Source organism: Hyella patelloides LEGE 07179 (assembly GCF_900659865.1).
Taxonomy (GTDB): Bacteria; Cyanobacteriota; Cyanobacteriia; order Cyanobacteriales; family Xenococcaceae; genus Hyella; species Hyella patelloides.
Window position 1 is genome coordinate 1 of the sequence record NZ_LR213956.1, and the last position, 13,571, is coordinate 13,571.

Genomic DNA, 13,571 nt, shown 5'->3' on the forward strand with positions numbered 1-13,571 from the left:
AAAAAAATTATGAATCAAGAGGGTTTTGGGGTGAAATAGGTTGAGTCTTATCAAAGGCTGTAAGCTAGACATTGCAATGGTTTCAAGGTTAGGTTGCGTCTGGTGACACGAACCTTCTATTTTCGCCAACAGAAGAGATAAAAAGTTTTCTCGAAGCAGAAAAAATCATTATTAGCAAAGTAGAATCTTCTGCTAATTTTAAAATTTTATCCAAATCCACCCTATCCAAAATTGGCGATAACTGTGCTTTATCTCCAGTTTTAGACCAAAAACTTTGGCAACTAGACACTAATTTAACTCGTTTACAGGCAGGAGAAATTATTATCCTAGAAAATGTCTGCAAAGACAATAATTCTCTCTGCAATCCCCTACTTTCAGCAAAATCATCAGAGTTAAAATGTTCTGCTATTATTGCCCCCATTATGGTCGAGAGAAAATTGTGGGGTATCTTTTGTGTTGAGCAATGCTCTCAATCTCGTATTTGGATAATTGAAGAAATTGAGCTATTAAAGCAAATTACCCGACAATTAGCGATCGCTATTAAGCAAGCAGAACTTTATCAAACCATAGAAGGAAATAACAAACAACTCACAGAGTTAACCATAATTGACAGCCTGACAGGAATTGCTAATCGACGTAAGTTTGATGAATATCTAGAGAGTGAATGGAAGCGTTTAGCCCGAGAAAAATTTCCTTTATCGCTTATTTTGTGCGATATTGACCATTTTAAACTTTATAACGATACTTATGGTCATCAAGCAGGCGATCTATGTCTTCGTAAAGTAGCTCAAGCGGTGAAAAAAACAGTCAAACGTCCAGCCGATTTAACGGCTCGTTATGGAGGAGAAGAATTAGCGATCGTTTTACCTAACACCACCCCAGAAGGAGCAGCAAAAGTAGCAAAAAATATTTGTCGGCAAATTCAAGCCCTGCATATTCCTCACATCAATTCTTCCACAGATATGTATATTACCCTTTCTTTGGGTGTTGCAGGTTGTATTCCCAAACATGATAGTTCTGCCGAAGATTTAATCGCTAAAGCAGATAGCAATTTATATCAAGCCAAAAAAGCAGGTCGAAATCGCGTTATCAGTAATCAGTAATCAGTTATCAGTTATCAGTAAACAAACCGTAAATTTGTGAGCAACGAGCAACGAATCACTGTAGAGGCGAACAGGCGTTTCCCCCTACTAACCACCAACAAAATCACTAACATCTTTCCTATTCTGTCTTAAACTATGGCTAGAGAGATAAGACGGAAAATATGGGTCAAGCAGAAATTATTGGATTAGGAAGATCGGGAATTGCTGCTGCGAGATTGTTAAAGCAAAATGGTTGGCAGGTAACATTAGGAGATAGTGCCTCAGAAGAGCAAATACAATCTCGTTCTAATAGTCGAGAATTACAATCGGCAAAGCTGAAATTAGAGGCAGAAGGGATTCAGGTCAAACTGGGATACACCCCTAATTTAGACTCAGAAATCAGACCACAACTTATTGTTGTCAGTCCTGGTGTTCCTTGGGATATTCCTCTATTGGTAGAAGCTAGGAACAAAAGTATTGATACCATCGGCGAACTCGAATTAGCTTGGCGTTATCTAAAATCTGTACCTTGGTTGGGAGTAACTGGGACTAATGGCAAAACCACCACTACAGCTTTAATTGCAGCAATTTTCAAAGCTGCGGGGTTAAATGCTCCTGCTTGTGGCAATATTGGCTATGCTGCTTGTGAATTGGCACTTGCTCGACAAACTCCAGATTGGGTAATTGCCGAAATGAGTAGTTATCAAATCGAATCTTCCAGAGAATTAAAACCCCAAATTGGGATTTGGACTACTTTTTCTCCAGATCATCTGAGTCGTCACAAAACCCTAGAAAATTACAGGGAAATCAAAGCATCTTTATTGCGTCGCTGTCCTCAGCAAATTTTAAATGGGGACGATGCCAATTTAAAACCACTAGATCGAACTCAATGGCAAAATGCTTATTGGACACACGTTAACGGATTACAAGAAAAACGAGAGCGTGAAGTATACATCCAAGATTCTTGGGTAGTTGCTTTTGGGGAATTAATTTTACCAATTTCTCTATTTAAAATGCCTGGGATACACAATCAGCAAAACCTCTTAATGGCAGTTGCAGCAGCTAGATTAGCTGGGGTTGACAAAAAAGCGATCGCTGATGCTATTACTACTTTCTCTGGTGTTCCTCACCGCTTAGAATATATATGTACTAAAAATCGAGTTAAGTACATTAATGACAGTAAAGCCACTAATTATGATGCAGCAGAAGTTGGTTTAAGCTCAGTTGAAGCACCTACGATTTTAATTGCAGGAGGACAAGCAAAACAAGGAGATGATACTGCTTGGATTGCACAAATTAAAGCCAAAGCCGTAGCAGTATTACTAATTGGAGATGATGCACCCCTATTTGCTCAAAGATTACAAGAATCTGATTATGAAAATTATGAAATTGTAGAAACCCTAGAAAATGCTGTAAATCGTAGCGTATATTTAGCCAGAGAAAAAAATGCGAAGGTAGTTTTATTATCTCCTGCTTGTGCTAGTTTCGATCAATATCTCAGCTTTGAAGATCGTGGGGAGCATTTTAGGACATTGTGTCAGGAATTGAGAGGATATGAGGTATGAGGAATAAATACAAGGTTATTCCTGAAGTTAGTGAAAATACTATTTATCTCATTTTTCGCGTTTAGCGATCGCTTATATTCGGTTATTATCTTGAGGGTCGGAAAAAAAGGAGGAATTAGAAATTAGAACATTACTTCTTCCTCCTTCATCGTTCCTTAAATTAGCGTATATACTCTTTAAGAATGCTATTGCGGTTGGGATGGCGCAATTTGCGTAATGCTTTAGCTTCGATTTGACGAATACGTTCGCGAGTTACGTTGAAGATTTGACCGATTTCTTCTAAAGTTTTCATGCGACCATCATCTAAGCCATAACGCAGGCGAAGCACATCTCTTTCACGGGGACTAAGAGTATCAAGCACGTTTTCTAGATCTTCTCTAAGTAAATTTTTCGATACTTGATCTTCAGGGGTTTCACCATCAGCTTCAATAAAGTCCCCTAGACGAGAATCTTCTTCTTTACCAATAGGAGTTTCTAGAGATATAGGTAATTGAGCAGATTTGGCAATGAAACGTAACTTTTCGATAGTCATTTCCATGCGCTCTGCAATTTCTTCCTCAGTGGGTTTACGTCCCATTTCTTGGGAGAGAATTTTAGTAGTTTTTTTAATACGAGAAATAGTTTCGTAAAGATGAACAGGAAGGCGAATAGTACGAGACTGATCTGCTATTGCTCTTGTGATTGCTTGTCGAATCCACCAAGTAGCATAAGTAGAAAATTTATAACCTTTTTCATGGTCAAATTTCTCGGCTGCGCGAATTAAGCCCAAAGAGCCTTCCTGAATTAAGTCTTGGAAGGATAAACCACGATTCATATATTTTTTAGCGATAGATACTACCAAACGCAGGTTTGATTGCACCATTTTATCTTTGGCTCTTCTACCCAAGAATAGGCGACGGCGGAAAGGACGAAGTTCCATTGCAACCTCAGTTGCCCATTCTGCATCACTAATTTCTCTTTCTAAAGAATCTTCTAATCTCTCGCGAATTCTTTCTAACTCTAATAAATCAGCAATTTTCCGAGCTAATTCAATTTCTTCTTCTGCTCTTAACAGTCGAATACGACCAATTTCTTGTAAATAAATACGAATAGAATCTTCTGTATAAGGTTTTTTTCTACCTCTTTCAGCAGTACGGCGAGTAGCGGATTTACTTTTAGTTTTAGAAACATCTACAGTTATTTCTATCTCATCTTTAGCTTTACTGCTACCTTCGTCAATTAAATTTTCCCAATCATTTGCTGGATTAGCGATTGTTGCCATTGCTTGATTAGCTTGGGTCATGCTCTTTTCCTCTTGCTCCTTCAGTAAATAAAATTAACAATGAGCGGTCTTGTTAAACTCGCATATATTTTTAGAGACATTTCTTCTTAACTGTAGATGAACTCTCCCTTTGTAGGTCTTCATCAAGGCGATTCAGGGAAATTATTGTTTCCATCTTATAAGCACCTTTGTTGTCTGACAGTGACATGAAGTCCAACTCGGTATTGAGTCAACTCACAGATTGTCTCTTACTCATGGCAAACATCCGAGATAGATATATTTAAGATGCACTGCATAAGCCAATGTGCCTCAGAATCTCCTACATAGAGGGATGCTCTTTTAATAACTGAATTTAAAAATCCAGTTGTGCTTTTTTTAACTGCCTCACTAGAGTATATGTAATTGCTTTGCAATTGACTCTTTATCTAGCTTAATTGCGATGAGTGCAATTTGGCAGTAAGTATTATTGACTAGATATTTTTAATACTTTCTGATTTTAGCCTCGATCTCTCTAAATGTGGTGAAGATTTTGCAGAAATGATCTTATTTAACCCCCAAATAGTTAAAGTTTTGTTGAATTGCTGACTACAAAGTTCTTCTCTTTGCATTGTAAGCAATATTACAAATTTTGACATCTCATTTTTTGTTCTATCGATGATTACGAAAAAATACTTAAACTTTCAATTCTCAACGAAGCATAACAATTAAGGTAAAAGTAAGTTTTTGTATAAGGGCAAGCTTCACTATCTTCAATTCCTCAATTGTTGATTTTTTGCTGCCTTTTAAATTTGTAATTTTGGAGTTAAGTAATATTATGGCGAAATATTTTGGAGCAATTTGGAAGACGGTGACTCTTTGATTTTTGGCAATAACAGCTTATAGCGGTAGTGGTAACACTGAAAATGCAACTACACCCACAAAATATTCTGAGAGTCAAGGAGCTTTAACTTTAGTTAGTCATGGAGAGGACTTTGTAAGTCAAGGTTTTGTTACAAAAGATAACAGAAATGTTAATTTTGAGCGAGTGGCTGTCAATGTAGAAAACGTAACAGCCTATCAAACTAAACCAGCTTTCGATCCTGACCAAGATGGAGATATTCAGTCTCAAGAAGCTGTAAATATTTTAGATGAGTTTAAAACAGTACAATTGCAATTTTCTCCTGAAGATCGAGAACTTTTAACCCAAGCAATTATTGGTTGAGGTCATTTTGGAGAAAGACATTGTAAAGCAGAATATAAACAATAAATTAAGTTTGTTGAAAACTTTTGAGAAATGTAGGGGAAATTTTTCCCTTTGTAAATCAGGTCATACAATCATTCAATAGTAGTCTCATTAGGGTAAGTATGAAAGATCCGCGTATTTTATTATTTTTATTGTTTAGTAGCGGATTTGCTCAACCAGTTTATGCTCATGGAGCGAGGATTGATTATCAGCAAACTTCCGCTATTGTGATTCGAGCTACCTACGATGATGGAACTCCAATGGCAAAGGCGCAAGCGGTTGTTTATGCACCAGACGATCCTAGTACTCCGTGGTTGAAAGGAATGACTGATGAATCAGGAAAATTTACTTTTGTCCCCGATGCTGAGTTGTCTGGAAACTGGGATGTTAAAGTACGTCAAGCAGGACATGGAGACTTGGTTAGTATTCCTTTAGAACAAGATGCGATCGCTGAATCCTCTACTACAGCAACCATGAATTCTAGTATGAGTGCAACTGATATTGTTAGCTATTCCCCAGGACAAAAATTACTGATGGCGATTTCTGGGGTTTGGGGTTTTATTGGTACTGCTTTATTTTTTTACCGTAAATGAAGCAAGATAATTTTTGGATAATTTTTACTTTGATTTTTCATGCATATTCCTGACGGTTTTGTTCCTCCGAGTATTTGTCTTGCTGGCTATGCCATTTCTGGAGGGGTTACTTGGTATTCTTTGAGAGAAATTCAACGAGATCGCGATCCTCAATCTAGTATTCCCAAATCTGCTTTATTTACAGCAGTCTTTTTTATCGCTTCTTTAATCCACATTCCTGCGCCTCCTCCCTTAACCAGCTTTCATTTAGTACTTAATGGCATGATGGGGACTTTATTGGGGTATTATGCCTTTTTAGCTATTCCTATAGGGCTATTTTTTCAAGCAGTTATGTTTCAGCACGGAGGAATGTCTACACTGGGAATTAACGCTGTCATTATGGGATTACCAGCTATTGTTGCTTACTATGTATTTCGTCTGCGATCGCATCTTCCTCGAAAACAACAATTTTGGACTAAGGCTTTAGCTTTTATTAGTGGTGCATCGGCTGTTTTATTGTCCGCAACTTTATTCGCTGCTATTGCCATTGGAACGATTTCCCCTGAATTAAATGCAGCCACCGAAAGAACAGCTATTTATCTTTCTTTAGGTAGTTATTTGATTCAAGCATTGGTTGAAGGTACTTTTACAGTAATGATTGTTTCTTTCTTAGAAAAAGTAAAACCAGAATTATTGCAAGTTTAATAATGTGTTAGTTTGATAGACAGAAAAATGGTTGGTTTGGACGGAGGAGAAAGGGAAAAGGGAAAAGAGAAAAAGGAAAAAGTATATTTTTTATTCTGACAAAGACTAATTAATTTAATTTTTTCTTTGTCTTCTGGGTAATAGTGCGGACAAAATTATGATTTGCTGTAATAATCAATGAAGTAATAGTGGTTACAGGCTTTAAGCAGAAACGAAATATCGATGCTTTTAGCATTCATCAAAAAACTGTCCGAATTATGACTGAAGTGAACTAAAAAAATTGTTGAACTTAATGTTTAATAATGAAAAAAATATTTATTTTGTCTCTTTTCTTGTGAAGTAATGAAGTTAACTATCGATCGTTATGCCTATTTAACATCGCCAATTCATAGTTGGCAGCAAACATATAAATTAATCGGTTTATTAGGATTAATTTTTGCTTTTTCTTTTGTAGAAAGTCTGGCTTTATTGCCGATACTTATGGCAATTTCTGCAATTTTTTTTATTTTGTCTCGCCTACCTTTTGGCTATTTAATTTCTCGTTTACGCTATCCTGGTTGGTTTATATTGGCAGTAGTATTTTTGCTGCCCTTTACTGTCGGAAATACTACTTTACTGCAATGGGGATGGCTAAGTTTAAAGCAAGAAGGTTGTCAGACTGCACTATTAATAGTAGTGCGTTTTTTTTGTATTCTCACCCTGAGCTTAGTCTTATTTGGGACTGCGCCTTTTCTGGATAGTATCAAAGCATTACGTATTTTGGGCTTACCAAAAGTTATTGTTGATATGACTTTATTGTCTTATCGCTATCTTGAAGAATTAGGAGAAACCCTAAATACAATGCAAAAAGCACTTCAACTCAGAGGCTTTAATCATCATCAACTAAATCGTCGTTATCTCCAAGTATTAGCTAGCTTAGTTGGCAGTTTATTTGTGAGAAGTTACGAGCGTTCTAATCGTATTTATCATGCTATGATTTTACGGGGCTACGGTAGTAACTATCATCAGATCAATTTACAAAAATCTGCTTCCTTGTCGCAATTTAACCGCTACAATCTTTGGGGAACAATTGTTAGTTTATTTCTCGCCACCAGTATCTTAGTCACAGAAATATTTTTCTTGAAAAGTTAAACAAGTAAAATATAGTATTAGTACAAAATTGTTAACCATTTTAGGGGATGATTAATGAAAGAATTAACGAGAAATAATCAAGTATCATTAACAAATACCGTCAGCATTACTCTCAATAATTTAGGCTTTAATTATAGTAAAGAAAGGGCTGCTTTAACTGATGTTAATCTTAAAATTATAACAGGAGAAAAAGTAGGTTTAATTGGTGCAAATGGCGCAGGAAAAACCACTCTATTTATGGCGATTTGCGGTATCTTAACCCCTAATTATGGTGACGTACAAATTTTAAATCGTCCGATCGTCCCAGGAAGATTTAACCCCGATATTGGCTTGGTATTTCAAAATCCTGACGATCAGTTATTTTGCCCTACAGTGCGCGATGATGTAGCTTTTGGAGCAGAAAATATGGGATTAGCTCCCCATGAGGTAACAGAACGTGTCGAAACCGCTTTATCACTTACAGGAGTATCTCACTTAATAGATCGCATACCCCACCACCTTTCAGGGGGTGAAAAATGTATGGTGGCGATCTCAACTGTTTTAGCAATGCAACCCCAAGTGATTCTTTACGATGAACCCAGTGCGAATCTAGATCTTAAAGCCAGAAGAAGACTAATTCGATTTTTACAAGCCTCCAGTGAGACTATTATGATATCTTCTCACGATTTAGAATTAATTCTGGAAGTCTGCGATCGCGTAATTTTACTCAATCAAGGAAGAGTGATCGCTGATGGCTTACCCCAAAAGATTATGAGCGATCGGGTTTTAATGGAAAATAATAATCTGGAAGTACCCCACTCTTTAACTCATAAACATTAGAAGTCAGAAGCAGTGCATCAAACTATGCGAGACTTGCACCCATCGCATAGGGGTGTCAACGAACAGTCGTGAGGTTTCATCATCCAACGTCCGTTACAAGCATTTGAAGTCTTCTCAAATGTCGCGGAGTCACCAAAGACGCACCATATTATGCATTTCCTATCAGCTCCTTTCGATAGATTTGGTATATTGCTTCATAAACTTAAGTTATGTCGTTTGTAAATAAAGTGTTTTTGGTCAGAGAGACTCCGCCGTCCCCATCTCTTGGATCAATAAAACGACGGAGCTTTCTCTGACTTCGTCAATATTTAATTTAACGAACCACAGAAATAAAGATATAATTCTTTTGCCAATAGGGAAAAAGTAGAGATGAATAGCCCATCACCATCTAATTCGGTACAACTATCAGAAGCGGAAATTCAGGAAAAACTGCGATCGCTATTACACAAAGAAGGGACTTGGGTAGACTGGGGAAAAACCTGTCAAGAGTTACAAAAAGCCGGATGTAACCCCGCCGATATTTTTGAAGCTTCTGGCTTTCAAGCTAGTCAACAAAACATCATTATTGTGGCTTCTCAGGTATATGACGGTATCGTGCAAGCAGAGTTAGCACCAGAAGTTTTAACTTATTATAAAGGCCCCAAAACTGACATACTTTACGAATTACGTATCCTCAATCAAAAACAAAGAGCTAATGCTGCTCAACTTGCTTACGATAAAAAAGTAGATGTGGATGGCGCACACGAGATAGCCAGAATCATTAAAGATGTGTCGCGGATGTCTCAGTTACCAGAAGGTTTTACCCAAAACCCAGGAGACATGGTAGCCTATAATTGCTGGAAACACGCCCGTCAGAGAAAAGATTTACAAGAGCGATCGCGCTTGATTGCTAAAGGCTTAAAATTTGCCTATTCTCAGCCTGCAAGAGAAACTATTGAAAGATTATTAAGTGACTTTACTGTGGTTGCTAGTCATACAGCACCCTTATTACCTATTTATCGCTTAGATTCTGAAGAAGAATTAATCAGGATTGTTCCTTTGGTGGGTACTTATCCTCTAACTCGTCAAGATATTGAAGCGGTTGCAGGAGTAGAAATTCAAGAGCCATTCCGTAGCGTTAATATTCAAACGCAAGGTATTTTTGTACCCATACCAGGATGGCAAGCCGTGCTAAAAGCAGTGGATCCTGTAGGTTATATTTGTAATAGCGATCGCTTACCGAAAACGCTTACTGGTCAAGTAGAACAAGTCTTAGTAATTATAGATCGGGCTGCTCAAACTTGGGATGTTAACAGTTATTTCTTACTGGAAACAGCAGATGGTATTGAGTTGCAATGGTCGGAAACAGAACCCAAAAATAGTATTATTGGTCAGTTAGTAGTGGTGGTGCGCCCGAAAAGAATTTTAGATGAAGGTAATATCACCGAACCTTGGCAAATGGATGATTAATTTTGTTAGTAGTTAGTGGGTAGTGGTTAGTGGTTGGTAGTTAGTGGTTAGTTGTTCATGGCTAATTGCTAATGGCCGCTCGTTAGTTGTCAATTATCACATTGTCCGTTGTCAATTTGTAAGTTCTTAATACTTCTTTTGTATGGTTTCTAACTTATTGGCTATTTTTCAGAAAGAATTACAGAGTTATTTTGCTTCGCCGTTGGCTTATATTGTGGCGAGTATTTTCTGGTTAATAGCAGGTTCTTACATGGTAGGAATGTTACTAGGAGAACAAGGATTAATACAACAGGTTGCTTTTAGCGATCAAAGTGGTTTAGTTTCTCAGCCGATAGATGTAGCTTATATTTTTTTAAATTCTTTTTTTTCTGTTTTGGGTTCTTTATGTTTATTTATTTTACCCATACTTTCGATGGGACTTTATACAGAAGAAAGAAAACGAGGTACATTAGAACTTTTAGCTACATCTCCAATTTATAATTGGGTGGTTGCGTTGGGTAAGCTGTTAGGAATAGTCACTTTTTTTATCTTTATAATTGCTCCTTTTTTACTCTATGAAGCAATTATTTTTAGTGCAGCAGAGCCTCCAATTCCTGCTACTGTTCCTTTACTGGCTCATGGGGGATTAATTCTCTTTGCCACGGCAATTTTGGCTTGGGGAATGTTTATTTCTTCCTTGACTAGTAATAATATTATTTCGGCAATTTTAACCTTTGCTTTATTACTATTTTTATGGATTGTCGATATTATTGCTCAAGATATAGGTGGTGTTATTGGTGAAAATTTACAACATTTATCATTATTAGAAAGTTACAATAATTTGATTCAAGGAGTTTTTGAATTAAGTGACTTAGTGTTGTTGTTGAGTTATATTTGGTTGGGAGTTTTTTTGACGGCTCAATCTGTAGAAATATTGCGTTTTACTCGTAAGTAAATTGTTATATTTTTTTATTAGATAGTTCAATTGCATTCAGTTTGAAGGTGAGGGATGCGCTCGGTTTCGCGACTCTTATCCAATCACCTTGTTGAGACCCTTGATTTTTAATGAAGCGATGCGATCCAGGCGATTTTCAATCGCGACATAAGAACGCCCTAAAGGACTCCTATCCTAAAGGATTCCCTTCGGTCAAGGATACCGCAACCCATATAGCTTTTCTAAAGGACTCGCTCCCCTAAAGGAATCGGCTTCGCCGTCGCGCATCAAGACACTGTTCGAGTGATGAAAGATGAATGATAAGGAATTAAGTAACTACCACTTATTGCTTCAATCAAATGAAGTCTTTCCAATATAAAAACATCTTCCTTATTCATCTCCTCAAAGTTGAGAAGAGGTCGATTTTAATCCTGTCAAACCAAAGTATTTAAAGCTATTCACCAATATTTAAGAGACTTAATGACCAGATTATTACTACTACTAAGTATCACTTTATCTGTAGCAGGAATTGTTGCAGGTACAGTAACTGGTCAATGGTATTTGATCCCGATTATTTTATTGGCTGTAGGAGTTGTTTTTTTTCTGACTTGGATCGGAATTACGCTGCAAAATCGTTCTCAATTTTGGCAAAAACGAACTACAGAAATTGGGATTAATAGCTTTATTAGTACGATCGCAGTACTAACAATAATCGTCTTAATAAACTTTCTCGTAATTCGCAATCCTTTACGTATCGATCTGACAGAAAATCAAATTTTTACCCTTGCGCCTCAATCTCAAGCGATCGCAGAAAATCTGACTCAACCTCTCAAAGTCTGGATATTCGACCGTAATATCGATCCTGAAACCCAAACCTTACTGCAAAACTATCAACGCTACGGTGAAAATTTTAGCTATCAACTTGTCGATCCAGAGCTTGAAATTAATATAGCAGAACAATTTGAAGTAGAGTCTTTGGGGGAAGTGTATCTCGAATACGGTACCAAAAGACAACAAATCGATAGCCCTGTTACGCCTTTAGGTACTAATATATCAGAACCACAACTAACAAATGCGATCGCTAAAATTCAGCAAGATCGTACACCCTATATGTACTTTTTACAGGGACATGGTGAACCGGCTTTAGACACAACAGAAGAAGGATATTCTCAAGCAATCAGCGAATTAACCGAAAGGGGTTATGTAGTTGCACCTTTAAATTTGGCTATCAATCCCACAATACCTGAAAATAGCGACGTAATCGCGATCGCAAAACCCCTCAGAAGACTATTAGATAGTGAAATAACCAGCCTTCAGCAATATCTCCAAAACGGTGGAAACCTCTTACTAATGTTAATGCCCAATACAGACATTGGTTTAAATTCTATCTGGCAAAACTTGGGTATTCAATTAGATAATCGTTTAGTCATAGATAGCAACGCAAACGGTAACAGACCCCCTACGATATTAATAGTAGAGCAGTATGGCGATCACCCCATAACGCGTAACTTTGGTAATGGTATTTCTTTGTTTCCTGAATCTCGTATCATTCAAACAACAGAAAAAGATAATATTACCACCACACCCTTAGTTATAACTAACGAAAACACCTGGGCAGAAAGTAACCTCGCTGGCGAAGAAATTACCTTCAATCCTCAAGAAGATCTCGCAGGTCCTTTAAATATTGCGATCGCTTTAACTCAGGAAAGCGCTTCTCGTATGGTGATATTTGGTAATGGTATCTTTGCTACCGATGGTTGGTTTACGCAACAACTCAACGGCGATCTCTTTTTAAATACTGTTGACTGGTTAACAGGCGCAGACCAAGATATCTTATCAATTCGTCCCAAAGAACTCACCAACCGTCGCATTAATCTAACACCTTTACAAGCAGAAATTATTAGCTCTTTGGCGATCGCAATTTTGCCTTTACTCAGTTTTATGGTCGCAGTTACTATCTGGTGGCGTAAGCGATAAATCACTAATTTCACCGTTGTTGAAATTGATATTACTCTACGGCAATAATTGCCTCAACCTCTATTTTTAAATCTGGTGAGAAGAGACGATCTACCTGCACCAAAGAACTTGCTGGTAAGGCAGAACCGTAGTGCTTGAATAAAGTAGCTCTCAAAGATTCAATATTATCAAAATTCGTAACATAAATCGTAACCTTGACTATGTTTGATAAGTTGACGTTTTCCTGATTCGCAATGCTAGCAATTTTAGAATATACAATGTCTGTTTGTTCGGCTATCCACTGGGTTAAGATTATCAATAAGAGCAGCTTGTCTTCTTGATTTGTGTTTTTCAATTATTTCAGCAATCTTCTGATAGTGTTTCAATGCACTCTTTCTGCTGGGCGAGATAACAGTCTTAAAGCCTAGTATGTCTCCTTGTCCGTTTTTTACACTTCTGTATTTTCCAGACTTAAATTGCCTGATGTGGAAACCAAGAAAATCAAATCCTGGGCTTTCCTTTTTGTAGTGTAACAACGTATGAGTTAACCTAGTTTTACTAGCTTTAATTTCTAACCCCATATCATTTAACCATCGAGTTATGACCTCTATACACCTTTTGAGTATGTCTATATCATCATGAAGGATAATGAAATCATCCGCATACCTAATAAGACTGACGCTTTGTCGTTTGTCTTTAGTATTTAGAGGTCTACCTGTGGGACTTAATATTCTAAATTGAACAATAAAGTCTTTGATTACATTTTCCATTCCGTGTAAGGCGATGTTCGCTAAAAGCGGACTAAGCACGCCTCCTTGTGGAGTTCCATGTAAAGTGGGTTTTAACTCTAGTCCATCTCACATTCCGCAGAAAAATTTAATTTCTTCGTGATTTTT

Annotated in this window: 13 protein-coding genes; 10 read left to right on the plus strand and 3 right to left on the minus strand. The window is 37.2% G+C overall.

Going from position 1 to position 13,571, the window contains the following annotated elements; all coding sequences use genetic code 11:
* Positions 1-170 precede the first annotated feature (170 nt).
* Together H1P_RS23235 and murD are read left to right on the plus strand one after the other, a co-directional pair.
* Complete coding sequence (locus tag H1P_RS23235) at positions 171-1,103, plus strand: sensor domain-containing diguanylate cyclase (protein WP_246141923.1); 933 nt, start codon at positions 171-173, stop codon at positions 1,101-1,103.
* 161 nt (positions 1,104-1,264) lie between these two features.
* The gene (gene murD / locus H1P_RS23240) at positions 1,265-2,647 is read left to right on the plus strand and encodes a UDP-N-acetylmuramoyl-L-alanine--D-glutamate ligase (RefSeq protein WP_144871832.1); all 1,383 of its coding nucleotides are present in this window, start codon (positions 1,265-1,267) and stop codon (positions 2,645-2,647) included.
* Positions 2,648-2,807: 160 nt separating this feature from the next.
* On the opposite strand, the gene rpoD is transcribed toward murD, so the two are convergent.
* Complete coding sequence (gene rpoD / locus H1P_RS23245) at positions 2,808-3,929, minus strand: RNA polymerase sigma factor RpoD (RefSeq protein WP_144871834.1); 1,122 nt, start codon at positions 3,927-3,929, stop codon at positions 2,808-2,810.
* An 841-nt stretch (positions 3,930-4,770) separates the two neighbouring features.
* On the opposite strand from rpoD, the gene H1P_RS23250 reads away from it, so the two are divergent.
* From H1P_RS23250 to H1P_RS23285, 8 genes are all read left to right on the plus strand, one after another.
* The gene (locus H1P_RS23250) at positions 4,771-5,109 is read left to right on the plus strand and encodes a hypothetical protein (protein ID WP_144871836.1); all 339 of its coding nucleotides are present in this window, start codon (positions 4,771-4,773) and stop codon (positions 5,107-5,109) included.
* Positions 5,110-5,252: 143 nt separating this feature from the next.
* Positions 5,253-5,723: a carboxypeptidase regulatory-like domain-containing protein gene (locus tag H1P_RS23255; RefSeq protein WP_144871838.1), complete on the plus strand. Its 471-nt coding sequence runs from the start codon at positions 5,253-5,255 to the stop codon at positions 5,721-5,723.
* Positions 5,724-5,762: 39 nt separating this feature from the next.
* Positions 5,763-6,407, plus strand: coding sequence for a cobalt transporter CbiM (cbiM, locus tag H1P_RS23260; protein ID WP_144871840.1), 645 nt, complete (start codon positions 5,763-5,765; stop codon positions 6,405-6,407).
* A 342-nt stretch (positions 6,408-6,749) separates the two neighbouring features.
* Positions 6,750-7,538 carry a cobalt ECF transporter T component CbiQ gene (cbiQ, locus tag H1P_RS23265; protein ID WP_144871842.1) on the plus strand — a complete coding sequence of 263 codons (789 nt, stop codon included), beginning with the start codon at positions 6,750-6,752 and terminating at the stop codon, positions 7,536-7,538.
* Between the two features lie 54 nt (positions 7,539-7,592).
* Positions 7,593-8,357, plus strand: a complete 765-nt coding sequence (locus H1P_RS23270; RefSeq protein ID WP_144871844.1) for an energy-coupling factor ABC transporter ATP-binding protein — start codon at positions 7,593-7,595, stop codon at positions 8,355-8,357.
* A gap of 369 nt (positions 8,358-8,726) precedes the next feature.
* A complete protein-coding gene (locus H1P_RS23275; protein WP_144871846.1) occupies positions 8,727-9,806 on the plus strand; it encodes a RuBisCO accumulation factor 1 in 1,080 nt (359 codons plus the stop codon).
* Between the two features lie 142 nt (positions 9,807-9,948).
* A complete protein-coding gene (locus H1P_RS23280; RefSeq protein WP_144871848.1) occupies positions 9,949-10,740 on the plus strand; it encodes an ABC transporter permease in 792 nt (263 codons plus the stop codon).
* Positions 10,741-11,199: 459 nt separating this feature from the next.
* Positions 11,200-12,696 carry a GldG family protein gene (locus H1P_RS23285; RefSeq protein WP_144871850.1) on the plus strand — a complete coding sequence of 499 codons (1,497 nt, stop codon included), beginning with the start codon at positions 11,200-11,202 and terminating at the stop codon, positions 12,694-12,696.
* 31 nt (positions 12,697-12,727) lie between these two features.
* Here H1P_RS23285 and H1P_RS23290 read toward each other — a convergent pair whose 3' ends face one another.
* Both H1P_RS23290 and H1P_RS39470 read right to left on the minus strand, forming a co-directional pair.
* Positions 12,728-13,030, minus strand: coding sequence for a RidA family protein (locus tag H1P_RS23290; RefSeq protein ID WP_144871852.1), 303 nt, complete (start codon positions 13,028-13,030; stop codon positions 12,728-12,730).
* Entirely contained in the window at positions 12,942-13,484 is a 543-nt protein-coding gene (locus tag H1P_RS39470) for a reverse transcriptase domain-containing protein (RefSeq protein WP_484133492.1), read from the minus strand. The genes H1P_RS23290 and H1P_RS39470 overlap by 89 nt, the downstream gene beginning before the upstream one ends.
* Positions 13,485-13,571 lie beyond the last annotated feature (87 nt).